The sequence below is a fragment of the Metabacillus lacus genome (genome assembly GCF_009674805.1).
In the GTDB taxonomy this organism is placed as follows: domain Bacteria; phylum Bacillota; class Bacilli; order Bacillales; family Bacillaceae; genus Metabacillus_C; species Metabacillus_C lacus.
In genome coordinates this window covers 108,641-132,875 of the sequence record NZ_WKKI01000005.1, presented here as the reverse complement: position 1 = coordinate 132,875, position 24,235 = coordinate 108,641, and the positions used below count along the sequence as shown (strand labels likewise).

The following is a 24,235-nucleotide window of genomic DNA, read 5'->3' as shown; positions in this document are numbered from 1 at the left end:
ACATAAAAATAGAAAAGATTACACATAGTCACAATTTAGGAGGGAAAGCATGGTCTGGGAACAAAATTATGAGCGCTGGAAAAAGAAAACAGATTTACATACAGAACTACTGGAGCAGCTGGCTGCTGCAGAAGTGAATGATAAGCTGCTTGAGGACTCTTTTTATAAAAACCTTGAGTTTGGCACCGGTGGAATGAGGGGTGAGATCGGTCCTGGAACAAACCGCATGAACATCTATACTGTCCGCAAAGCATCTGAAGGGCTTGCACTATACATTGAAGGATTTGGAGAGGAAGCAAAGAAAAGGGGTGTGGCCATTGCCTATGATTCACGCCATAAATCTCCCGAATTTGCAATGGAAGCTGCTAAAACGCTTGCTTCTCACGGCATCCAGACATATGTATTTGAAGAATTAAGGCCGACACCTGAGCTGTCTTTTGCAGTGCGCAGACTGAATGCCTTTTCGGGCATCGTTGTAACGGCCAGTCATAATCCGCCTGAATACAACGGATATAAAGTATATGGAGAAGATGGGGGACAGCTGCCGCCTGCTGCTGCAGATGAAGTCATTGCAAAGGTGAATGGCATTCCTGATGAACTTCTGGTAGAGGTGAGAGACGAGGAAGAGCTGAAGGCCCAAGGGCTGATCAAAATGATCGGGGAAGAAATTGATCAGGAATATACGGAAAAGCTGGTAAGCATTTCAGTTAACCCTGACCTGGCCGCTGAGTCTGATTTGAAAATTGTCTTTACGCCGCTGCATGGAACGGCAAACAAACCTGTTCGAAAAGGCCTGAAAGCACTGGGCTTTAAAAACGTGACTGTTGTGGCTGAACAGGAGCTTCCTGATCCGGATTTTTCAACAGTCGCTTCACCGAATCCTGAAGAGCACGCTGCGTTCGAGCTTGCCATCAGGGAAGGTAAAAAAATTGACGCTGATCTCTTGATTGCTACAGATCCTGACGCTGACCGGCTAGGTATTGCTGTGAAGGATGAGCAGGGTGAATATGTTGTGCTGACAGGCAACCAGACCGGCGCACTTCTGCTCCAATATCTTCTTTCAGAAAAGAAAAGCAAAGGCATTCTTCCGGAAAACGGAGTGGTTCTTAAGACAATTGTTACTTCTGAAATCGGACGTGCCATTGCTTCTGCTTATCATCTTGAAACCATTGATACACTGACTGGTTTTAAATTTATTGGTGAGAAAATCAAGGAATATGAGCAAACAGGGCAATACTCGTTTCAATTCGGATATGAAGAAAGCTATGGCTATTTGATTGGTGACTTTGCTAGGGATAAGGACGCTGTGCAAGCCGCACTTTTATCTGCCGAAGTTGCAGCATATTACAAAAAGCAGGGGAAAACGCTGTATCAAGGCCTGCTGGAGGTTTTTGAAACATACGGCTATTATAAAGAAGGCTTGAAATCGCTCACATTAAAAGGAAAAGAAGGAGCAGAGCAAATTGAGGAAATTTTGTCTCAGTTCCGAAGCACTCCTCCTAAGGAAATCGCTGGACAAGCTGTTACTGTGATTGAGGATTACCGTGAAAGCGAAAGAACAATCGTTGCAGAAGGCAAAAATGAAAGCATTGACCTGCCAAAGTCCAATGTTTTGAAATACTACCTTGAGGACGGCTCATGGTTCTGCCTGAGACCTTCGGGAACTGAGCCGAAAGTGAAGTTTTACTTTGCAATCCAAGGATCATCCCTTGAAGAAAGCAAGGCAAAGCTTGAGCACCTAACGGCAGCGGTTATGGAAGAAGTAAATGCAATTATCATGACGTAAGAGGGACAGGGGGACACTGTCCCTCTTTGCTGTTAATATCTGCTTTCACCTGAAAGCTGAATCCCAGCTTAGAAAAAACAGCAATAAAAATTCTGATTTCTGGAATATTAGTACTAAGTACAGCACTTCATAAAATACAGCTGCTCTTTACCAGCTATTCTGCCCCTGCAAAGAGAAATAATGAAGATATCTATGTAACAAAGGCCAAAGTGGCCCCGTTTTTAACCGAGTCAGCATGTTTATCAAGTGAAACTTTCCAGTTCCTGTCCTGATGAATCAGCCGCGTGATCAATGTATCTTAAAAGGGAATACAGGCTGTTTTCAATAATTGTATAATCATGTTCGAAGTTATATGCATGCAGAAACTGCTCAATTTTTTTGGATAAAAAATCATCTTTTGTACGCACCATCAAAATCAGAAGGTTATCCCACTGTGAACGATGCGTATAATATAAAGCTTTATCATAATCAACATTGTCCATTGCACTTCCTCCTTTAAGGAGCTATCTTTATTTTGGTCATCTGCGTGCTTTTTTTTTCTGTGCAAAACTTGGACATCCTGTATTAGCAGCGGTGGTATCTTCTGCCCTGTATAAGAAAGGACACGTACTGCATTATATGAAGAGGGCATTTTTTGATGCAAAATAAAAACACAGAGAGAAGGGTGCTCTCTGTGCTTGTGCAGAAGCAGCCTGACATACTGCTACAGCTGCGGCCTGTTAACTTGAAAAAGCATTTGGAGGGTTTCTTTGTTTTTTACAAGATCCTTCAGGGTGTATTGATCAAGAACATTCAGATAGGCAGCCAGTGCCTGATGAAAAACATGCTTTAGTCCGCAAGCAGGTGTGACAATGCAGGAGTTCCGCTCAGCATCAAAGCACTCAACCAGGTTAAAGTCATCCTCTGTCTTTCTGACAACTGCTCCAATGTTAATATCCGAAGGGGCTTTTTTTAAACGTATTCCGCCATTTCTGCCTCTGATTGTCTCGATTAACTCCATTTTCCCCAAATCATATGTAACTTTCATTAAGTGATTTTTTGAAATATTGTAGGCGTCGGCAATTTCCTTAATGTTAGCCAGCTGACTTTGCTCTTTTAGTGCCAGATATAACAGCACACGAAGAGAATAATCTGTATAATTCGTTAATCTCATTAGACATAACCTCACTATAATCCAATTTTACCATAGTAAACCCGGGATAAAATGTTCATTTTGGAAAATGTGTCAGTATATTCATTTTTGGGCGTGCAGCACTTGCTCATCCCTTTAAATTTTCATCTTTTCAGGTTTGTTCTCATACATTGAGATAAGGGAAAAGAGGAGGGAGTTCAGTGAAAGAAAGCGATCAAAAAGCACTGGAATATGCCATTTCGGAAATTACTGAAATAGCTGAAGGATTCGGGCTCGATTTTTACCCGATGAGATATGAAATCTGTCCTGCTGATATTATCTACACGTTTGGAGCTTATGGGATGCCGACCAGATTTTCACATTGGAGCTTTGGAAAGCAGTTTCACAAGATGAAGCTGCAGTATGACCTCGGTCTCAGCAAAATTTATGAGCTGGTCATCAACTCAGATCCCTGCTATGCATTCCTGCTTGATTCCAACTCACTTGTGCAAAACAAACTGATTGTTGCTCATGTACTTGCTCATTGTGATTTTTTCAAAAACAACAGCCGTTTTCAGAATACAAAGCGCGATATGGTAGAGAGCATGGCTGCAACCGCGCAGCGTGTAAAAGAATATGAAGTACTGCACGGCAGGCAGGAAGTTGAATCATTTTTGGACGCAATCCTTGCTGTTCAAGAACATATTGATCCCTCTTTAGTAAGGCCAAAGCTGTCATGGAGCGTAGAAGATGAAGAAGATGAGAAAAAGCTGACCAAAAAGGCAACTCCTTATGATGATTTGTGGGGAATAGACGAGAAAAAGCCAGAAGCTTCTTCTGCAAAAAAGAAGAAAAAATTTCCTCCTGCACCTGAAAAGGATATTCTGCTTTTCATAGAAGAACACAGCAGAGAGCTTGAAGACTGGCAAAGAGACATCCTCACTATGATGAGGGAAGAAATGCTCTATTTCTGGCCACAACTGGAAACAAAGATCATGAACGAAGGCTGGGCTTCTTACTGGCATCAGCGAATCATGAGAGAGCTGGACCTGACAACAGAGGAGTCAATTGAATATGCAAAGCTGAATTCCGGCGTTGTTCAGCCTTCTAAAACCGGCATTAACCCCTATTATCTGGGTCTGAAAATATTTGAAGATATTGAGGAAAGATATGATAACCCGACTGATGAAATGAAGGAATTCGGTACAACTGCTGGAAGCGGGAGAGAGAAGATGTTTGAGGTCAGGGAAGTAGAGTCAGATATTTCTTTTATCAGAAATTACTTAACAAAAGATCTTGTCCTTCGGGAAGATATGTATCTTTTCCAAAAGCAGGGCAGGGATTATAAGGTTGTTGACAAAGAATGGGAAAATGTTCGCGATCAGCTGATCAATATGAGAGTGAACGGAGGCTTTCCTTATATCACGGTGACCGATGGGGACTATTCTAAGAATTATGAATTATATTTAAAACACTGGTATGAAGGAATAGAGCTGGATTTGAGATATCTGGAAAAAGTGCTGCCTTATTTGTATCAGCTTTGGGGCAGAGCGGTCCATATGGAAAGTGTACTGGAAGGAAAAGAAGTTCTTTTCAGCTACGACGGAAAGGGCGTTCACAGGAGATATTTATAGCGCAGGAGCTTCCCACTTTGAATAGTCTATCTTAAGGATTGTTTAGGTCAGTTGGTGCTAACATGAACAAAATCATTCTTGAATATTATGATTTAATCGGCAACGTGATTGAAGCAACTGGAGCTACAACAGCTGCAGTTGGCTATACCAGACAGGCTTTTATAAATAATGAATTGCAAAATGGAAGTTTAATCATAGCAGGCAATACGCTGCAGGGAATTGGAAATACCATTTTGGCTGAAGTTGAAACAGAAGATTTCTATTCCAAGCTTGGAAGCTCCATACAGGCTGGAGGAGCGTTTACAGGCGCAGCAGGAGAAGGAATCTCGTTGTTTCTGAATGAGGAAGAGGAAGGAATTAGAATAGGCATTCTTGGAAATTCACTGCAGGCACTGGGGTCAGGGGTCACTGCCCTTGGCAGAATCAGCAACCTGAAAAAAACGATCGGAAACGAAATTCAAGGGTTGGGGAATATCATTGAAGCAATAGGCGGACTCATTGATGTAAGGACAGACACTGCTGCTGCTGGGCTGATATTTTATATTCCAGGTGCATGGCTGCAGTCAATAGGAACGATTTTTCAGACAGCAGGTGCTTATGAGGACTTTATAAAGCTTTTGGAGAAAGAAGCGAGAAAACAAAAAAAATCCCTGCCTTCAGTAAGTGCTGAGAGGCATGGGATTCATTTTTTTAGAAATTATGTGCCAGATCCTTAGCGCGGGCAATGCCGTTTTTCTTAATTTCTTCCGCTTTTTCAGGCTGTGCTGCATGGCCTTCAATAAACAATCCCTCCAATGAAGGAACACCGAAGAAGTTCATCATCACTTGCAGGTAACGGTGGCCCATTTCCATCTCGGCAGCAGGACCTTCAGAATAGATGCCGCCGCGAGCCTGAATATGCAGCGCTTTTTTATCCGTTAACAAACCGACAGCTCCGCTTTCAGTATATTTGAATGCTTTCCCTGCAACAGCAACTGAATCAAGATAAGCTTTCATCACTGGAGGAAAAGAAAAATTCCACAATGGAGTTACAAAAACAAATTTGTCTGCTTCAGCAAATTGGTCAGAAAGAGCACCTAAGCGGGAAACTTTATTCTGTTCCTCTTGAGAAAGCTCCTCAAATGCAGTGCCGCTTCTAAGCTTCCCCCAGCCGCTGAATACATCAGCATCAATCTGAGGAATATGCTCCTTGTAAAGATCGATGTGAATAACTTCGTCTTCTTTGTTAAGCTGTTTGTACTCCTTGATAAAAGCAGTTCCAGCAGCGATGCTGAAAGAGTTGGACTCATCATGAGGATGAGCGGTAATGTATAAAATCTTTGCCATGTTGTCAAAATTCCCTTCTGTACTAATGCTTCGAAATAAAGTATCTTTATTTCGAACCAAATTATATAAACAATCAGAGAAAAAAGCAACTAATCAGCTTCTTAATAGAAATAATAAGATGGAATAGAGCACAATTCCCAGAGCGAAAGCCCAGAAGTTCCGGTCTTTTCCTTCAGGAAGCTCTTCTTTTAGCAAATTAAGAACGATGCTTCCAGAGAGAAATCCAAACAGTATACCGATTACCTCTTCATTCAGCGATGAAAAGTTACCGTAAAGCCAGCCGGAAAAAACGGAAATGGAGAGAATCCAGCGTCCAACCTTGTCATACTGGCGCGTGCTGATGTCGTGAAGACCATGGTTGACCGAAATAAAATGAACACCGACAGCTATCATGTACAATAGCATATCCATAAATTCTTCCTTGTTCCCTTTCATCAGCAAATATCCGATCAAAAAGTTATATATAGTAAAGGAAATAAGATGTATCCAAAAGATACTATTTTTGCTCAACCGCTTGCTTCTATCTTTTAAATGCCAGACCTTTCTTTCCAAGCCATAAAAAAATACAAGGCCGACCATTGCGAAATAATAGGTCGTATTTTCAATAAACCCAAAAGCCGGTTCTGCAATTTCCTGATACTCATTTAACTTGGGCAGCAGGTGAATGAATATATATGATACAGACACGCCGCTTGCGATGGACAAAAGAATGCTCAATGTTTTCCGTTCCATTATTTTGAGGTATTTGGAAAGAATATGTACCCCCATTAAAATCAGCAAAAATCCTATATTCAATCCATAATCCCACTTTTCCATCTGATCACCCCTCACAACACCTCTTCTTAATCTGCCTTGTAGAAGGAAAAATTATGAATGAAAATGAATTCCGTTTTATTTACTAAATATTTACCTAAAACATTCTTATTGAAAGCTTGAAACCTAAGTGGTATTATAACTTTTAGATTAATAAATATTTACTAAAAGGTGATGTAATGGCAACGGTAAAGGATATAGCACAATTGGCTGGCGTGTCTCCTGCAACTGTCTCACGGGTATTAAATGGAGATCCTTCACTCTCGGTAACAGACGAAACGAGAGAAAAAATTCTAAAGGCAGCGGACAAGCTGCAATATAAAAAAGTGAAAAAAACGCTACCCGGGACTTCTGCATTGAAAGTAGGAATTGTTTTGGGACACTCGAAAGAGGAAGAGCTGGAAGATCCTTATTTTTTATCAATTCGAAAAGGAATTGAAGCTGAGTGCAGAAAACAGGGGATTGTATCAACACAGATTATCAGAATTCACCCAGAGTCTGAGCTGGAGTTGTCTAATGAACTTCATGGCGTCATTGCAGTAGGGAGAATCAGCCACAAAGAAATGGCAAGAATCAGCAAAAAGCCAGTGCATATTGTATTTGCCAGCCATTCAGCCGGAGAAGGCTTTGATGCGGTAGAGGCAGATTTTCATGGAGCTGTGCAACAAGCCCTGCAGCATCTCATGAGCAGAGGGCTCCGTTCTATTGGCTACATTGGAGGTACTGAAAGAGAGCTCTCCTCAGGACGCAAGATTGCGATTGAAGATAAACGGCTCACCTCCTACATCTCTTTCATGAAGGAAAAAGACCTGTATGAATCCAAACATGTTCATCTGGGAGAATACAGTCTTCAGGAAGGTTACCGCTTGATGAAAGAGGCTTCTGAGAAAGGCTCTTTGCCCCAAGCTTTTTTTATCGGCTCCGATTCAATGGCGATCGGTGCGCTCAGAGCATTGAGGGAGCTTGAAATCAATGTCCCTGAGGATGTTTGTATTGTTGGGTTTAATGATATTGAGATGGCCAGCTATATTGACCCGCCTTTAACAACGATCAACGTACATACAGAAGGAATAGGAAGTGTGGCAGTGAAAATGCTGCTTGACAGAATCAACGGGAGAGAGTTTCCATACAAGGCAGTACTGCCGGCGCAGCTTGTGATCAGAAAAAGCTGCGGCAGTAACTAATGAAATGGGGGAAACACAATGGCAATTTACTATAACAAGCTAACAAGAGAATTTCATTTACAGTCAAAAGGTGTCAGCTATATCTTTACAATTATGAAAAATGAACAGCTTGGCCACCTGTATTTTGGTAAAGAAATCCGGCACAGAGAGTCTTTTACACATATGTTCCGGACTCAGCAGAAAGCAGCAACTTCCTGTGTGTATGAAGGAGACGGGGAATTCTCTCTTGATTACCTGAAGCAGGAATATCCATCCTACGGAACAACCGATTACAGAGAGCCTGCCTTTCAGATTTCTCAGGAAAATGGAAGCAGAATAACGGATTTCCGATATAAAAGCCACAGCATTACTTCTGGAAAACCTCGACTGAAGGGACTTCCGGCCACTTATACAGAAGGAGCAGAAGAAGCGGAAACCCTTGAAATCATCCTCTATGATTCAGTCATTAGGGCAGAATTGATTCTTTCATATACAGTTTTCCGCGACCATCCTGCTATAGCGAGAAATGCACGCTTTACGAATTGCAGCAGCAGTTCTCTAAAGCTCACACGGGCGCTGAGCATGTCAGTCGATTTATTTGATGCAGATTTTGAGATGCTGCAGCTGTCAGGATCATGGTCAAGAGAGCGCCACTTATACACCAGCCCGCTGCGTCCCGGCATTCAAAGCATCACCAGCACAAGGGGCACAAGCAGCAGCCAGCAAAATCCGTTTCTTGCCCTGAAAAGACCGGCAGCAACGGAACATGAAGGAGAAGTATACGGCTTCAGCCTGGTGTACAGCGGGAATTTCCTTGCCCAGACAGAGGTGGATCACTATCAGGTGCCAAGGGTGAGCTTAGGGATCAACCCCTTTGATTTTTCATGGCTTCTTGAGGAGGGAGAGACCTTTCAAACTCCTGAAGCTGTGATGGTCTATTCCGACCAAGGACTGAATGGTATGAGCTCGGCATATCACCGCCTGTATCAGCAGAGGCTGGCCAGAGGTCATTGGAGAGATAAAGAAAGACCTGTGTTAATCAACAACTGGGAAGGTACCTACTTCGATTTTTATGAAGAAAAGATTGTCGAGATGGCAGTGGAAGCTAAAAAACTCGGTATAGAGCTGTTTGTCCTGGATGACGGCTGGTTCGGAAAACGGGATGATGATCATACATCATTAGGAGACTGGTTTGCAGACAAACGAAAGCTTCCAAATGGCGTGAAGGGACTGGCGGAAAAGGTTACTGAACTAGGACTGCAATTCGGACTTTGGTTTGAGCCTGAAATGGTATCCAAAATCAGCGACCTGTACGAAAAGCATCCTGACTGGATTATCCACGTTCCGGAAAGAGCAAGATCACACGGCCGAAATCAATATGTGCTGGATTACTCCAGAAGTGACGTTGTCAATTTTATTTATGAAAAAATGGCAGCTATCCTGAAAGATGCTCCAATCTCTTATGTCAAATGGGATATGAATAGATATATGACCGAAATTGGATCTGAGAAGCTGCCTGCTGAAAGGCAAAGTGAAGTAGCGCACAGATATATATTGGGAGTTTATGATTTATATGAAAGGCTGACCACGGCGTTCCCTGATGTGCTCTTTGAATCTTGTGCAAGCGGAGGAAGCAGATTCGATCCCGGAATGCTCTATTACGCACCGCAGGCATGGACAAGCGATAATACAGACGCAGTGGAAAGGTTGAAAATTCAATACGGATCCAGTATGGTGTACCCGCTCAGCAGCATCGGCGCCCATGTATCAGCGGTGCCCAACCATCAGGTGAAAAGATGGACAAGCCTCCAAAACAGAGGAGACGCAGCCATATTTGGTGTCTTCGGCTATGAACTGGACGTCACTGAAATGACTGAACAGGAAAAGGAAGAAGTGCGAAATCAAATCAGTTACTATAAGGAAAACCGCAGTCTGCTCCAATACGGCACATTTTACCGCCTGAAAAGCCCATTCCAAGGAGATTACAACGAAACAGCCTGGATGGTAGTATCAAACGACCAAAAGGAAGCGCTGGCAGGATTCTATCAAGTCCTTGCCAGGCCAAACCCCGGCTTCAAAAAACTTCAGCTGAAAGGCCTGCATGCTGATCTCCAATATACGATCAGCGGAAGAGAAGGAACCTTCTATGGCGATGAGCTGATGCACTATGGCATCTTCCTGCAAAACGAAAACTCAGGTGCCGACCCTCACTATCAAGGAAAGCAGGGGGATTTCCGCTCTGCGATTTTTAAGCTGAAAGCAAAATAATAATGAAAAGGCCCTGCCGCTTGCTGCGGCGGGTTTTTTTAGGGGGAGTGTGCTGGGTTTATGTGCTCCTGTATGGGGGGAGGCGGGATCTTATGATGATTGAAGGCTGTTTGTTATAGCATTTGCGGGATAGTAGGACAAAGAGGGGTGGGTTTGTGCTGCTGTATGGCAGGACATGTGGAACCTTATGATGAATGAAGGTGGGTTTGTTATAGTATTTGCGGGATAGTAGGACAAAGAGGGGGTTTTTGTTCTAGCTTCTGCGAGATAGTAGAACAAAGAGAGGTGTTTTGTTATAGCATCTGGAAGATAGTAGAACAAACAGAGTGTTTTTGTTCTACTATCTGGCGAAAAAGGCGAGATAGTAGAACAAAGAGAGGTGTTTTGTTATAGCGTCTAGAAGATAGTAGAACAAAGAGAGTGTTTTTGTTCTACTATCTGGTGAAAAAGGCGAGATAGTATAACAAAGAGGGTCAGTTTGTCTATCTTCTGGAAGAAACCATGCCTAAGAATATTTTCATCCAGCGAATCCGCAGGAGGTTATCTATTCCAGTAAGACGACAGCTCGTGGCGGTGGAAAAATTACTTTAATTCTAATTTCAATTTCAAGTTCGCTCAAATGGCACTCCTCAGTATACTCCGGACTTATTACAATTTTTTTTAGCTTAAAAGCCAAAAGGCCCGGCAGTACACCTGCTCAACGATGAGACATTTCAAAAAAGCAGTTTTATGTATGCAATAAGTCGAGTAATCTGCTCCTTAATAATGTATTTAACAAGGTAATTAGAAAATTATGTTAAAATATGTTAATGGGGGATGCATATGAAAAGATTAAATAGAAACAGGTATTTATGTTTTATCTTATTAATTCTAACAGTAGCTCTAACGGCTTGTACTTCTAGCCCTGATTTCGAGGCTTATGAAGGAAATTCTTTGAGAATTGCAGTGGTCGGAGAACCGCCAAAAGTCAAAGAGGAACAAGTAAGATTTACGGAGTTTTCATTCGATGAAATGGCTAGTGATGAACTGATGTCTTATGATGCAGTCTTTATTGAGGAGGATCATCTTGCAGAGGCTTCTGAAAGCCAATATGCAGATGTTTATTCCAATTCAACAATTCCATTCTTTTTTATTTCTGCTAAAAATTTTATTCCTTTTGCTGTGAAGGAAATAAAGTACGATGAGAATTGGAGTTGGTCTGCTGGCGATGGCGATGTTTATGCGGTTGGCGCTCTTAATTCGCAAAAATTAAGTTGGAAATACGGTTTGTATAATGGAAAGAAAACTACGGATAACATCAAAGATGTATATTCAAGAATTTTCAAGACAACTGATGAACTAAATGAATAATGTAAAAAGAGCATAACGAATATGCTCTTTTTTCCTGCGCTAATTAAGTGGCTAATATGCAACTAATTAACTATCTTTTTCACTAAGATTTTCAACTATTCGCTTATCTTATTAAAAAGAATGTATTTTTTCTAAAATCGTATAGTTAGTATGCGAAATGCTTTTTCATAAATGCTATGTGTACCTGACTTCTAAGAATGCAGCATATTTCCATATTTTACAATAGTGAACTTGACATGCTAGAGTAACCATGCGTTCTGGTGAGGGAAGCTGCCCAGGACGTACTCACCAGCCATTCAACAGCACCCTCATCCAATCAAAAAAATCACGGCTTGCGCCCGGTATTTTTATACCGAACACATGCCGTGATTATAACTTTTCTCACCATAACCCGCAGCCACAGCGTACAGTCAGGTGTGAAGGAGTTTTCGAATGGCTTCTTTCAGATTAGGCAGGCTGTATATATCCTCGCTGTCTTTGATAGCGCGGTGCAGTACAGGCACCTGCTTAGGGTGAACGCCAATCATGTAGGTTGTGGTACCCATAGCTTTAAATTGAAGGATTAGATCGTTTAAGGAAGAAATTCCTTCTTCAGTTAAGTCACCGATACCATGAAAATCCAGCAGGGCTTTTTCATGTTTTCCTTCGTGCAGCGAGGAGAGAAGTCTGCTTACATTTTTTTCGACGAAATCACCTGTCAGGTTGCCGTAAAGCGGGATCAGTACGACTTTCGACGATAAAGGAATGAAAGGGCTGGAAAGTTCCAGCACCCTGTTAAGTGATACTTGTAATTCTTCTTTTTTGATCAGCAGTTCAAAATCCGTGTCAGCAATGCGCTGGCGGTTCGATTCAATTTGCTGATAAAGTTCATCTATCCGGTAGTCCTTTTCACTGCAGATCAGGTGAGCCTCGTCACCTTCCCAGTTGAATGATATTTCAAAAAGGGAAAATGGGGAGGATGCCGTTTTCAGGACAAGTTCCGTTTTATTTCTTTCTATAGAGAGCAGGACCTTTTTTGCTTTGTTCAGGCTGTCTTCGTCCACCAGTTCCAGAAAGGAGGCGGCTGGAGCGAAGACTGTTCTGGCAATTCTTGAAGATGACAGGATACCAAAATCTCTGTTTATTTTGAAATAGGGTACTGGTAAATGTTCAATCATTGACATCCATCTTCACTCCGTGTCCAAACTCAGCTGCAATCCACGAATCCAAATCTGAAAGGCTGCTCAATAGCTTTGTGTTTTCGCTGCAATATTTTCTAAAATCATATTTTGGCAAAAGTCTTCCTCCGACAACGATTGCCGGTTTGTGCGGAAGGGCTTCCAGCTCCCTGACATAGCTGCTCAGCTTTTCTGCATGATACAAAAGCGTGAATGAAAGAAGAATGACTTCCGGCTTAGCCTCTTCTGCTGTTTGAATGGCATCTTCCAAAGGAAGGTTTGCCCCGTGAAGCTGTGTTTCCCAGCCTCTTTCCTCAAAGACGAGCGAAGCCATTTTCAGGCCGAGATAATGCTGTTCATCCTGCAGACAGAAAAACATGGCGTTTCTTTTTATTTTTTCATCATTATTTACAAAGTAACTTCTTTTCTTTAAGAGATATGCATATCTGGATAAAAGATAATCGCACGTCGTGGTCGCCAGGTGTTCGTCCGCTACAGATATGTCATCTGTTTCCCATAACTCTCCAATATACTGCATCGCTCTTGTAAACAGTTCCTCATAAAGCTGTAGGCTTGTCTTGCCGTCCTGATACTCCGTGAGGACCAGCTTCCATGCCTCTTCAGTATCGCCGGCCAGCAAAAGGGAAGCCAGAGTCTTTACCTGCTGATTCAAACGTATTCACCTCTACTTTAAAAATGAAGCTGACAATAGTGTACCATATTCATGTTTCAATTTGTCAAAAAGGCAATTTTGTCAAATAAGAATGTGTTAAAGGTTTATGAATTCCCATGCATGTGTTACTCTTAAGGAAAGAGCCAAAATAAATCCCTGAAGGTATCCTAATCATCACGCTATTAAAACGGTGAAAGCCGTTTAGAAGGTTGGAGATAAAATGAACATAGATGTTGTTCAGGAGTTAAGTAAGTTACTGATAAACGGCCGGATTAGTGATTCATGGGAATTGGTGAACGAGCATATGACAGAAGAATCATCAAGTATGGATGTTTATCAATTGTTAACGGACACGATGTACTATATTGGACAGCTCTGGGAAGAGAATCGTGTGACCGTGGCACAAGAGCATATTGCATCTAATGTCTGCAAAACCATTATTACGAATTACTTCTTTGAGAAAACCAGCAAAGAAAATAACTATCAGTCCCTCTATTCCAAGAATTCAAGGGACAGAGCAATGTTTTTTTGTGTGTCCGGCGAGGAACATGATCTCGGCATCAACATGGTCGCAAACTTGTTTAAGGAATATGGATGGGATGCCAAGTTTTTGGGATCAAATCTTCCTTTAGAGGATGCAGTAAATTTTGCTGAGAAGTGGAAGCCTTCAGTGATAGGAATTTCAGTTAATATTGTATATCATCTGCCGCAATTGATTAAATATATAGAAGTCTTACAAGAGCTGCATCATGTCCCGACAATCCTGGTAGGCGGAAAACTAGCCAGTACGTATGATCTTGAGTTTTATTGTCCCGAAGATACTGTTATCTTTTCCGATCTGATGCAATTAAAAATCTGGATTCAAGATATGAGGACTGAGCGCCATGGAAATGTTGTCAATATCTAATAAGTATGAAAAAATCCCCTTTCCATATTTTTTGGTGGACAAAAAACTTGATATCATTGCAGTGTCCAAAAATACCCTGCAGGATTTTGATGAAGTGAAGAACTTTCTGGACATTGTCAGCATCGGCAGCAAAAAAAAGGCTGCAAAGTTTATTCTGGAAACGCCATCTATTACAAAGATAGAATTAAACTTAAAAACAAAAACAAATCCTCTTAGTCTCTTTGATGTGCACATTCAATATGACAGTAAAGAATATATTCATATTTTTTGTGTAAACAAAGAGGAAGTGTCAGATCACATTAAGGAAGCTCTGAAAAATTTTGAGCAGGATTTGATTAATGAAAATATTTTTCTTATGGAAAAAAGAGAAGAGCTTGAAATATCGCTGAATGAAATGAAAGAGCTGATTATCAAACAGGATCATCTGCTCACAGTTGAAAAGGTGGCAGAAAGCATCTCGCATGAAATTCGCAAGCCGCTGACGAGTGTTAGAGGGCTGCTGCAGATGCTCAAACCGCATTTAGTCGAGATGGATGCACCGGTTCATTATACAAATCTCGCGCTGGAAGAGCTGGATAGAGCAAATGATATTATTTATGAATTCTTAAATACATCAAAGCCCAAATTCAGCAGCAGGGAAGAAGTGCTTGTTTCCAAGGTGCTTAAGGATTCTGTCATGATCTGCCAAAGTGACTCTATTCTGGCAAACTGTTCTATTGAATATTTACAAAATGTTTCTGACCAAATTGTCAGCATTGATATAAAACAGATTAAACAAGTGCTGTTAAACATCATTAAAAATGCCATTGAAGCTATTCAGGAATCAGGCAAACCGGAACTAGGGTCAATTGTCATTTCTTCTGAAGAAAAGAATGGCAGCATTGTTATTTCGATTGCCGATAATGGAATCGGCATGAGCGATCATACGAAAGAAAAGCTGTTCAGTGTATTTTTTACGACCAAAAACAGGGGAACAGGCATCGGGCTTGCTGTTTGCAATGAAATTGTTTCAAGCCATCAGGGTACGATTGAATTTTCCAGTACCCAAGGATTAGGATCGACATTCTATATCAAACTGCCTGTCGTCCAAAACATGTAAGGAGTTTATTATGTATATTGTTCATTCAACATTTGCGGTTCCGGAAGAAAAAGCGGATGAAGTGATTTCCATCTACCAGAACAGATCAAGGCTGGTTGACCGGGCAGAAGGATTTGTGAAATTCCTGCTGCTTCAGAATGATAAGCGCAAAGGCGAGATTACAGTCCACATGGAGTGGAAAGAAAAAAAGCATTATCTTTCATGGGTACAGAGTGAGGAATTTAAGAAAATCCATGAGCTTGAAAAGAAATATCCTGATCAGGAGCTTGCTGCGATTGTTCCGACAATTAGAAAGTTTGAGGTTGTGGCAGAATGATAGAAACATTACATTACAGCATCGTTGAGAAAGTGACGAATCAGATTTATCAGGATTATCCTGAGCTTCAGGAGAAGTATGGTGACAGAGGCAGAGAAAAGTGCAAGGAAGACAATGTACATCATATGAAGCATCTGGAAACCAGCTTCGCTATGCAAAATAAAGAATTTTTTATCGATTACTCTATTTGGCTGAACGGCATTCTGAACAGACATGGAATGGATAGCAGTCATCTGGCTTACAACTATACCATACTGCAAAAATATATTGGGGAAGAATTTACTGAAGAGAAAGCAAAATTCTTTGTTGAATGCCTCAGCAGGGCAAATGAAGTGATTACAGGTGAAAATCCCTAGAGGCTGTCAGGCCTTTAGGGATTTTTCATTTTCCTGCGGAAGGCAGGCATCTCCTGTCCGTCTGCAGTAGCGGATCGCGTTAATTTCACCGCCAATCAGGATGATTAAGCCTGTTATATAGAGCCATAGCATCAGAACAATGATGGCACCAATGCTGCCGTATGTCGCCTGATAGTTTCCGAATTCCGACACATAAAATGAGAATGCCAAAGAGGCAATTTGCCATAAAACTGTAGCAGTTACCGCACCAACCCAGACATCTTTCCATTTTAAATCTGTATTAGGTGCTAGCCTGTACAGTATAGCCAGTGCCAGCGACATGCTGAAGATTGAAATGATCCAGCGTGAAGCATTCAGGAGAATTCTATTAAGTTCAGATACCGGAATAACCGTCTCAATTCCTCTGAGGATCACTTCTCCGAAAATTGGAAGAACAAGCGCCACAATCATGGCTCCTACAAGACCAATTGTAATAATAATAGCCATAAGTCTTACTTTCCAGAAGGGCCTGTCTTCCTCAACCATATGCGCTTTGTTTAAAGACCTGATTGCGGCATTTGTCGCATTGGAAGCTGACCAAATCGTGGCGAGAATCCCGAAGGACAGCAAGCCTCCATTTGGACTGGAAAGAAGTCCGCGTATCTGCTCCTCAAGCAGCTGTCCGGTTTCTCCCGGTGCAAATTCTCTGATAAACCCAATCACGCCATCAGCTTCTATATCAAGCAGCGGCAGCAAGGTCAGGAGAAACAGCAGCAAGGGAAACAGGGACAATAGAAAGTAATAAGCGAGAACAGCAGCTAAATCTGTTAAATCAGACTGTTTCACACGCTGCCAAAGTTCTTTTAAATAAGATTTCAATGAGTTTTCCCCCTTAGCCATTTGTCTAGTAACCATTCCCCTGTTTTTTGTCAGGTCAAACGCATGAAAATAGAAAAGCTCCTGCGCTCAGGAGCTCTTTATTTTTCCTTAATTCTCATTCACTTTTTTTAAAGGTTTGACTGCAGGCCCTTCCAGGACTTCTCCTGCGTAGTCAAACCTGGATCCGTGGCAAGGGCAGTCCCATGATCTTTCTCCATTGTTCCATTCCACTTCGCAGCCCATGTGGGTGCAGGTTGTATCGACTAAATGGACTTGTCCGGCACTATCCCGGTAAGCGCCTGCTCTTTTTCCGTTTACTTTCACAACGGCCCCTTCATCAAGGTTGAGCTCTTCCAGCTTCTTGTCAGCGCCTTCCACTTTGCCTTTTACAAGCTCAACAGCAACATTTGTATTTTCTTTTATAAACTCTTTTACACCAGGATCTGCTTTGAAGCGGGAAGGTGTAAATAAATCTGCATATCTGTTTTCCCTGCCAACGATCAAATCTGTCAGCAGAAGGGCGGCTGCCGTTCCGTTTGACATGCCCCATTTGCGGAACCCTGTTGCGACATAAATATTCTGGGAGTTGGCAGTGATTTTTCCGATATAAGGAACCTGGTCTAATGTAAATAAATCCTGAGTGGACCAGCGATTAGGAAATTCCTGAATCCCAAAATGCTCATCGGAAAAGCTTTGAAGAGCTTCATAATGTTTTAACGTATTTTCGCTTTGTCCTGTTTTATGTCCTTCTCCGCCAATAATCAGAACTTTTTCGCCGGCTTCATTTTGAGTATAGCGAACAGATCGGGAAGGCTGTTCAGCATTGATGTACATTCCTGCCTCCAGGTCTTTTTCTGCCTTTACTGCTACAGAATAGGATCTCTCGGCATGCAGTCTTGAAAAGTAAAACCCTTTGCCATCATAGAATGGATAATGAGTCGCTACAATCACAGCATCCGCCTCAACACTATGGCCGCTCCGGGTTATGACCTTGCTCACATCACCTTCCTGAATATCCTCCGCGGTTGTATGTTCATAAAAACTGACGCCTTCATCCTTCAGCTTTTCAACGAGATGGACGAGATACTTTAAAGGATGAAATTGAGCCTGATGCTTCATGGTGAGGGCTGCTTTCATCGGAAGATCCAGCAGCATCTCGCTATCATATGTGCTGTCAATGTTCAGCTTTTGATAGGCTTGATATTCTTTTTGAAGCTGTTCTAAGTATGGTTCTTCATTGGTAAAGATAACGGCATCCTGGTCGCTGAAATCACAATGGATGTTTTCCGACTTCACCAGATTTCTGATAAATTCCAGAGCCTCCTGATTGGCATCGTAATACAATTTAGTATTTTCCAAACCAAAATGGCTGATCAGCTCGTCATAAATGATGCCGTGCTGTGCGGTAATTTTTGCTGTAGTATGTGCAGTAGTCCCGTTCAAGATTTCATTCGCTTCAAGAACTGTTACTTTTTTACCTTCTTTTGCAAGAAGATAGGCTGCAGTAATTCCTGTTATTCCTGCACCTATGACAGCTACATCTGTTTTTATATCGTTGTTTAAGCTTGGAAATGACGGAAAGTCAATGCCCTCCCGCCAATATGGCTCAGGATGTTGCGGCATACCATGAAGCTGATTTTTGTTGTCCATTTACAATCCTCCCAGGATATCGTTATTTGGTAATTTTTCCATTAGTTGCATGAAACATACATCTACTTCATTACCTTTAACCTCTTTACATAATTTGAAACTTGCGAATCTTCTGGGTGTAAGTGTAAAAAAAATGTCGAATTCAGAGAGGCAGTCTGCAAACAATTCATGTTACCATTGAAGATGAACACTTATCCAGAAAGGGTGTATAAATGTGAAACGCTTAGTATTCTTTATTTTGGCCGCCGTGCTTCTTTTGCCCGGACAGGCATTCGCTCATACTCATTTAAAAGACGCTTCTCCTCAGGATGGCGAAACAATTATTGAGCCAATCTCAGAAGTGGAATTAATTTTCGATACAAATATCGAAAACCTTAGTACAATGACCCTGAATTTGGGAGAAGAAGAGATAGAGCTGGATCAGCGTATTGAAAACGAGGTGCTTGCAGGAACAGCATCTGCTCCCTTGGAAAACGGGAATTATACATTGAGCTGGGATATTATTGGTGCAGACGGCCACCAAATGCAGGACAGCATATCATTTACTGTAGATGCAGAACAGCCGGAAGCTGCTGTGGAAGAGACAGCCCCTGAAGAACAGCTCCCTGCTGCGGAAGATGAAGAGGTTGTTCAGGAAGACGAAGAAGAAGCTATGTCAGGGGGAACGGCCTCTGAGGAAGCAGAAGGGGGTTCTGTCAGCTGGATTGTGATCATGGTCATCGGGATTGTGGTACTATTGAGTGCAGGACTATTGTTGTCAAAGAAAGGAAAATAGAATGACTGTACTGCTTCCTTTATCAGACTGGCTGACTTATTTGCTCTTTTCACTGTTGGCCGGCTATGTATTTTTAGCTTATATTCCCGAGGAGAAGAAGCCTGCTGTTGTCGTTCCAAGACAGCTGATGCTGACGGCTCCGCTGGGAATTGCACTTCTATCATTCATGCCGGTGTTGAATTTGATTATAACGTTCGGAGGCAGCATAGGATATGTGCAAAGTATGTACTCCGTTATCTTTGAATTTCAGGCAGGCAGAGCTTGGATGATGATTGCCTGGCTTTCTATTTTTGTATGGCTTACCGTTTTTCTTAAGGCACCAAAGGCAGTCAAGACCATTGGCTTGCTGCTTTTAGTGTTTGCCATTGGATATGCCAGCCATGCAGCTTCGCTGGCAGTACTGACCGGCATGCTGAGCCATGCCGTTCACTATTTGACTGTAGGAATATGGACAGGAATATTACTGCTTGCAGGCTGGTTCAGCTTCAACAGCAGCAATTGGCATGCTTTTCTGAAATGGTTTCATCCGTTTGCCCTCGGTGTGATGGCGCTGATTATTGGGAGCGGAGTTGCGGTCATGCTGTTTGTTCTGGATTTTAACACCTACATTAATTCCTGGGTGCTTCCGTATGGGCAGCTGCTGCTTTTAAAGCATGTGAGTATTCTTCCTTTGCTGGCCTTTGCGTTTATCAACGGTTACTTGGCAAGAAAAGCGCTGAAAGACAAAAGCTTTAACCCGCTGCCTTGGGTAAAGGCAGAAACGTTTATGATCAGCATTGTATTTTTTATTACCGGCATTATGAGCACAAAAGCTCCTCCGCATAATGTGGATGTTACGGCAAGAACTGAAGGGATTTCCAGCTGGTATCAATTCTTCCACCCGGGAATGACAGAACCGCCTGTAAACCTTGCTGTTACCGCGAATATTCAGGGCATCCTGCTGCTTTTTTGCGGATTGATTCTGTTGATGCTGATACTCCTTAGCTTCAGGAAAAATGTTCACCCCGCTGCAGCAGTCTTTTTCGCCTTACTTTTCATCATTAGCACATACGCAGGCACGATGCTGAGCGTAATGTAGAGAACCGCTATTATGCGGTTCTCTTTTAGTTTACATTCTGGAATAGCACACTGCCTTTTCTGTCATACAGCTGCTTGTCCGGCATAACATTGTAATAGAGCGAAAAAGGAAGCCGAAAAAGGAAAAGGGTGAAACATTAGCTGTAGAAGGCCGGAAGCACTGGCTGCCCTCCTTTTGAGAGCCTGAATAAGCAGAGTTAAATCCAGATGGAGGATGCTGCATGAACGAATGGGTTTCTTTTCTATTCTCACTATTGCAAGATATGGGATATGCGGGTATTGCACTGGGTCTCATGGTAGAAGTCATTCCAAGCGAGATTGTCCTCGGATATGGCGGGTATCTAATACTGCTTGGGGAAATCAGCTTTTGGGGTGCATGTGCTGCAGGGGTAGCAGGAGGAACGCTGGCACAGCTCTTTCTCTACTGGATGGGCTATTACGGGGGAAGGCCTTTCCTCGAGAGGTTCGGGAAATATTTGCTGATCTCAGACCATCACCTGGACTTATCCGAAAAGTGGTTTGAAACCTATGGCTCCGGCGTCATATTTTCAGCAAGATTTATTCCTGTCGTGCGCCATGCCATATCTATTCCTGCAGGCATCAGCAAAATGCCCCTTTGGAAATTTACAATCTATACTACGGCAGCCGTCATCCCTTGGACAATCTTCTTTTTATACCTGGGTATGAAGCTTGGCAGCAACTGGGGAACCATGAAGGAAGCAGCTGCCCCGTATATCATACCTTTGGTCTGTATCAGCGTCCTGGTCATCATTCTGTATTTATTAGTTAAAAAGAAAAAATGAATGATCTTCTGTTGTTGAAAATTGGATATTGTTAGTTAACAGACCTGAGGTAATTACTCGGGTTTTTTTATTTGCTGGGGCAAGCTCATGCTATCATAGTTTGTAACAAAAGACCAATTTGAAAAAAACTTACTGAACTCTGGTTGGAAAAGGTCTAAGGTCAAGTTTGATTCCTCCCCTTAAACTAACCCTCAAAAAGATGGTCACCGCTAGGAATCCGGTTAAGCCCTTTTGGGGCAGTAATATAAGGGAAGAAATTCCGGTTGTATTCAATTTGACCCCTTTTTTGGAGAAAATAAGGGTAGAGATTCCGATTAAGCTGCTTAAAATCATCCATATTGAGGCTTTTTAGTGATTTAGCCGGAAATCCTCCGTCTAATCTGGCCTAATTTTGATGTATTTTTTGAATAAGAGAAAATCTTCCGTTTATTTTACCCAAGGGAAACACACCCCTAACTATGGTTCAAAAGATGGAAAGGCAATAATCTTAACAAAGAATGGTCAGCGGTATGTACTTCGTGAAAAAGCTGACTCATATAATGGTTGGACTGCTGATTATAGCCCAAACAGTAGCTCAACTACTTTAAAAATAAGACTAGGGGTTAGATAATGGAAAATAAATTTATTGATAGTATTGATGAATTTCAAAGTATTAATAATATATTAGATAAAATTTTTGTTTCACACTCTGCTTTACCTAATCAAGTATTTCATAAAGATTTTAAAGATTACTTGTTTGAGGAATTTGATTATAGTATGACAGAATATTTTTGGTTTAAAATAACAGAGTTGGCAAAAACTACAAACAATGATTTTATAATAATGGCTGTACTAAATCCTAGTCCTCTCAACTATTATTTTAAAGAGTTCGGTTATTTTAATTGCGCTAAGTTAAAAGTTGATATCAGTTCAATTCAATACATGGATATGCTAAATTATAGTCCAGAGGATAGCCCAGCAGACTCAATATTTATAAACTCTTATACAGTAGTATGGGCTTCTCCTTCCATGAAATGGGGAATATGGGCGGAAAGGGATAAAGGAGTTTGTGTTGTAGCATTCAACGAAAAAATGCTTAAGAACTCTTTAATATCAATATTTAATGAATGGAGACTAATTGATAGTACAGTTACTGATTGGATTGGCTTGAACTACAATAATTTTACAATCCCATTAGAAGTTAAAGATAAACTATTTATGAATTATAACAAGTAAAAATATTTATTTTGAATTATTATTTTTTAGTGCCTTAGGAGACTCTTTCTCTTAAGGCTTTTTACTTGGGGTGGAGTGCCGAATGAAAAGCACATCCCAATGATAATTCACATAACTAATGCTCTATGTGTATAAAGTATTACTAAATTATTCAGACGTACAAAACTTTGAAAAGTATGCCCTAATTTAATAAACTTCTACCGCAATTCCATCTCCAATATCATCAGTTACGTCCACGTTTAAAGTAAAATACCTAGCCTTCGCTTTCCCCCTGTCTAATAAAATATTTTCTAATTTACTGGCACCTTTATAAAAGAAAAGCAGATTTGTGGTGAATTTCTTTTAAAAGCTGTAATATCAGTAATTATTTCAGATCATGATTGTTGGTCATACAGGATGGGGAATATTATCATGTAACAACAGATTTGAATGAATAAGGAGAAGATTGTATGGTACATGAAATATTGTTAAATGGTACGTCAATAAGCGTGCACCGGTTTGCAGAAAGAAAAGTGGATTCCTTAAAAGAGATTTCAATTGGTTTTGAGGTTACGCATGAGAGATATCATGAGATAACGACATTACTTTACAAAGGAACCTTCGATGTAACAGTACCTGAGAAGCAGATCTCGTTTAGGGGAGCGATTAGGGAATATTCTACTTCTGTTACTAATTTATATGAGAAGGGGCAAGTTGGAGATTTTTCCTTAACATTGCTTGAGGTGAAGAAATAAGAAAGCAGGGTAGTTTATATGAAATTAAGTATTTTGGATCAATCCCCATTGTCCTCAAATCAAACAGCTAGAGAGGCATTGCAGGAGTCACTCTTATTAGCTCAGGCTGGAGAAAATTTAGGATACTCGCGCTATTGGATTGCTGAACATCATGATTTACCAGGACTTGCATGTTCAGCACCAGAAGTGATGTTAAGTTATATCGGAGCTCATACAAGTAAGATACGGATTGGTTCGGGAGCTGTGTTACTGCCTTTCTATAAACCATATAAAGTGGCAGAAGTGTTTAATATGCTGGCTACATTGTTTCCTGATCGAATAGACATTGGGATTGGGCGTGCGCCAGGAGGTTCAGCTGAAGCAACCAATGCGTTATCTGATAACTTTTTGCAGCAAGTGTGGAATATGCCGGTTTTAGTGAAGAATTTACTTCGCTTTTTAGAAGATGATTTTCCTGAGGACCACCACTACGCAAAAGTTACTGCATCTCCACTTCCGGACGTTGCACCGGTACCTTTTATACTCGGAACAAGCAAGAAAAGTGCAGTGTTTGCAGGGGAAAATGGATTGGCCTATGCATTCGGAATGTTTATGAGTGACAATGATGGAGGGGCGATTATTCAAGCATACAGGGAATCCTTTACACCGAGAAAACGGGGGGATGTTCCAAAGGTGATTTTGACTGTCTCAGCGGTATGTGCGGAAACAACTGAAGGGGCAGAAGAACTGGCATTCAGTTCTCTTATTTGGTCTCTGCTAAGTGAAAAAGGAGAAGGTGGTCTTGGTGTCCCTTCTATTCAAGAAGCAAAGCAATATGTGTTAAATCAGCAAGAAAAAATGACAATACATAAAAAGAAGGAAAATATGATTATCGGTAACCCCCAAGTGGTTCAACAAAAATTGACGAAGCTGCAATCCCTATATAACGCAGATGAAATAATGATTGTCACGATCACACACTCACCAAAAGACCGGATACAATCCTATCAGTTGATTGCAGAAGAAATGTTTTTTAGCTAGGTATGTTGGAAACCTGAATTTCTCCAGTCTACACCCTCATTATTCCGGTTAGAGTGCATCACTGGTGATTGACTGAAATGAAGAGATTTTTATCTCCAATGAATGAGACTATTCTATTGTACAAATAGTAGATTGCTGGGTTGT

At 41.4% G+C, this 24,235-nt stretch carries 24 protein-coding genes and 1 pseudogene; 17 read left to right on the top strand and 8 right to left on the bottom strand.

Annotation, left to right across the window (positions count from 1 at the left end; genetic code table 11):
* Positions 1-49: 49 nt before the first annotated feature.
* Complete coding sequence (locus GJU40_RS05215; protein ID WP_154306687.1) at positions 50-1,786, top strand: phospho-sugar mutase; 1,737 nt, start codon at positions 50-52, stop codon at positions 1,784-1,786.
* Between the two features lie 242 nt (positions 1,787-2,028).
* On the opposite strand, the gene GJU40_RS05210 is transcribed toward GJU40_RS05215, so the two are convergent.
* Entirely contained in the window at positions 2,029-2,268 is a 240-nt protein-coding gene (locus tag GJU40_RS05210; protein ID WP_154306686.1) for a YhdB family protein, read from the bottom strand.
* Between the two features lie 221 nt (positions 2,269-2,489).
* Positions 2,490-2,939, bottom strand: a complete 450-nt coding sequence (locus GJU40_RS05205) for an RrF2 family transcriptional regulator (protein ID WP_154306685.1) — start codon at positions 2,937-2,939, stop codon at positions 2,490-2,492.
* Positions 2,940-3,118: 179 nt separating this feature from the next.
* Here GJU40_RS05205 and GJU40_RS05200 point away from each other — a divergent pair, with 179 nt between their 5' ends.
* Entirely contained in the window at positions 3,119-4,531 is a 1,413-nt protein-coding gene (locus GJU40_RS05200; RefSeq protein WP_343031408.1) for a SpoVR family protein, read from the top strand.
* A gap of 62 nt (positions 4,532-4,593) precedes the next feature.
* Positions 4,594-5,247, top strand: coding sequence for a DUF6944 family repetitive protein (locus tag GJU40_RS05195; RefSeq protein WP_154306684.1), 654 nt, complete (start codon positions 4,594-4,596; stop codon positions 5,245-5,247).
* On the opposite strand, the gene GJU40_RS05190 is transcribed toward GJU40_RS05195, so the two are convergent.
* Positions 5,222-5,857 carry an FMN-dependent NADH-azoreductase gene (locus GJU40_RS05190; protein WP_154306683.1) on the bottom strand — a complete coding sequence of 212 codons (636 nt, stop codon included), beginning with the start codon at positions 5,855-5,857 and terminating at the stop codon, positions 5,222-5,224. The genes GJU40_RS05195 and GJU40_RS05190 overlap by 26 nt on opposite strands.
* A 93-nt stretch (positions 5,858-5,950) precedes the next feature.
* Complete coding sequence (locus GJU40_RS05185; protein WP_154306682.1) at positions 5,951-6,673, bottom strand: ZIP family metal transporter; 723 nt, start codon at positions 6,671-6,673, stop codon at positions 5,951-5,953.
* A 176-nt stretch (positions 6,674-6,849) separates the two neighbouring features.
* On the opposite strand from GJU40_RS05185, the gene GJU40_RS05180 reads away from it, so the two are divergent.
* From GJU40_RS05180 to GJU40_RS05170, 4 genes and pseudogenes are all read left to right on the top strand, one after another.
* Positions 6,850-7,854 carry a LacI family DNA-binding transcriptional regulator gene (locus GJU40_RS05180; protein ID WP_154306681.1) on the top strand — a complete coding sequence of 335 codons (1,005 nt, stop codon included), beginning with the start codon at positions 6,850-6,852 and terminating at the stop codon, positions 7,852-7,854.
* Between the two features lie 18 nt (positions 7,855-7,872).
* Positions 7,873-10,101: an alpha-galactosidase gene (locus GJU40_RS05175; protein WP_154306680.1), complete on the top strand. Its 2,229-nt coding sequence runs from the start codon at positions 7,873-7,875 to the stop codon at positions 10,099-10,101.
* Between the two features lie 510 nt (positions 10,102-10,611).
* Positions 10,612-10,808, top strand: a pseudogene (locus GJU40_RS21485) (hypothetical protein); the annotation flags it as partial.
* A gap of 115 nt (positions 10,809-10,923) precedes the next feature.
* Positions 10,924-11,451, top strand: a complete 528-nt coding sequence (locus GJU40_RS05170; RefSeq protein ID WP_154306679.1) for a hypothetical protein — start codon at positions 10,924-10,926, stop codon at positions 11,449-11,451.
* A 410-nt stretch (positions 11,452-11,861) separates the two neighbouring features.
* Here the strand turns inward: GJU40_RS05170 and GJU40_RS05165 are convergent, their stop codons facing one another.
* Both GJU40_RS05165 and GJU40_RS05160 read right to left on the bottom strand, forming a co-directional pair.
* On the bottom strand, positions 11,862-12,614 hold the full coding sequence (locus GJU40_RS05165) for an STAS domain-containing protein (RefSeq protein WP_154306678.1): 753 nt from the start codon (positions 12,612-12,614) through the stop codon (positions 11,862-11,864).
* On the bottom strand, positions 12,601-13,281 hold the full coding sequence (locus GJU40_RS05160; RefSeq protein ID WP_154306677.1) for a cobalamin B12-binding domain-containing protein: 681 nt from the start codon (positions 13,279-13,281) through the stop codon (positions 12,601-12,603). The genes GJU40_RS05165 and GJU40_RS05160 overlap by 14 nt, the downstream gene beginning before the upstream one ends.
* Before the next feature lie 220 nt (positions 13,282-13,501).
* Between GJU40_RS05160 and GJU40_RS05155 the strand changes: the two genes are divergently transcribed.
* From GJU40_RS05155 to GJU40_RS05140, 4 genes are read left to right on the top strand one after another with little or no spacing between them, the layout of a single operon-like run.
* Positions 13,502-14,188, top strand: coding sequence for a cobalamin B12-binding domain-containing protein (locus GJU40_RS05155; protein ID WP_154306676.1), 687 nt, complete (start codon positions 13,502-13,504; stop codon positions 14,186-14,188).
* The gene (locus tag GJU40_RS05150) at positions 14,166-15,287 is read left to right on the top strand and encodes an ATP-binding protein (protein WP_154306675.1); all 1,122 of its coding nucleotides are present in this window, start codon (positions 14,166-14,168) and stop codon (positions 15,285-15,287) included. The genes GJU40_RS05155 and GJU40_RS05150 overlap by 23 nt, the downstream gene beginning before the upstream one ends.
* Before the next feature lie 10 nt (positions 15,288-15,297).
* A complete protein-coding gene (locus GJU40_RS05145; protein WP_154306674.1) occupies positions 15,298-15,603 on the top strand; it encodes an antibiotic biosynthesis monooxygenase family protein in 306 nt (101 codons plus the stop codon).
* Entirely contained in the window at positions 15,600-15,959 is a 360-nt protein-coding gene (locus GJU40_RS05140; protein ID WP_154306673.1) for a globin family protein, read from the top strand. Before GJU40_RS05145 ends, GJU40_RS05140 begins: the two co-directional genes overlap by 4 nt.
* Before the next feature lie 6 nt (positions 15,960-15,965).
* Here the strand turns inward: GJU40_RS05140 and GJU40_RS05135 are convergent, their stop codons facing one another.
* Positions 15,966-16,817 carry a YihY/virulence factor BrkB family protein gene (locus tag GJU40_RS05135; protein ID WP_246188273.1) on the bottom strand — a complete coding sequence of 284 codons (852 nt, stop codon included), beginning with the start codon at positions 16,815-16,817 and terminating at the stop codon, positions 15,966-15,968.
* A 108-nt stretch (positions 16,818-16,925) separates the two neighbouring features.
* On the bottom strand, positions 16,926-18,467 hold the full coding sequence (locus tag GJU40_RS05130) for an FAD-dependent oxidoreductase (RefSeq protein ID WP_246188272.1): 1,542 nt from the start codon (positions 18,465-18,467) through the stop codon (positions 16,926-16,928).
* A 214-nt stretch (positions 18,468-18,681) separates the two neighbouring features.
* Here GJU40_RS05130 and GJU40_RS05125 point away from each other — a divergent pair, with 214 nt between their 5' ends.
* The 6 genes from GJU40_RS05125 to GJU40_RS05095 all read left to right on the top strand — a co-directional run bounded on the left by GJU40_RS05125 (position 18,682) and on the right by GJU40_RS05095 (position 24,091).
* A complete protein-coding gene (locus tag GJU40_RS05125; protein ID WP_154306672.1) occupies positions 18,682-19,242 on the top strand; it encodes a copper resistance protein CopC in 561 nt (186 codons plus the stop codon).
* A gap of 1 nt (position 19,243) precedes the next feature.
* On the top strand, positions 19,244-20,320 hold the full coding sequence (locus tag GJU40_RS05120; protein WP_154306671.1) for a copper resistance D family protein: 1,077 nt from the start codon (positions 19,244-19,246) through the stop codon (positions 20,318-20,320).
* A gap of 220 nt (positions 20,321-20,540) precedes the next feature.
* The gene (gene uptA / locus GJU40_RS05115; RefSeq protein WP_154306670.1) at positions 20,541-21,122 is read left to right on the top strand and encodes an undecaprenyl phosphate transporter UptA; all 582 of its coding nucleotides are present in this window, start codon (positions 20,541-20,543) and stop codon (positions 21,120-21,122) included.
* Positions 21,123-21,731: 609 nt separating this feature from the next.
* Positions 21,732-22,337, top strand: coding sequence for a hypothetical protein (locus tag GJU40_RS05105; RefSeq protein WP_154306668.1), 606 nt, complete (start codon positions 21,732-21,734; stop codon positions 22,335-22,337).
* Positions 22,338-22,786: 449 nt separating this feature from the next.
* Positions 22,787-23,071: a DUF3219 family protein gene (locus tag GJU40_RS05100; protein WP_154306667.1), complete on the top strand. Its 285-nt coding sequence runs from the start codon at positions 22,787-22,789 to the stop codon at positions 23,069-23,071.
* A gap of 18 nt (positions 23,072-23,089) precedes the next feature.
* Positions 23,090-24,091: an LLM class flavin-dependent oxidoreductase gene (locus tag GJU40_RS05095; protein ID WP_154306666.1), complete on the top strand. Its 1,002-nt coding sequence runs from the start codon at positions 23,090-23,092 to the stop codon at positions 24,089-24,091.
* Positions 24,092-24,235 lie beyond the last annotated feature (144 nt).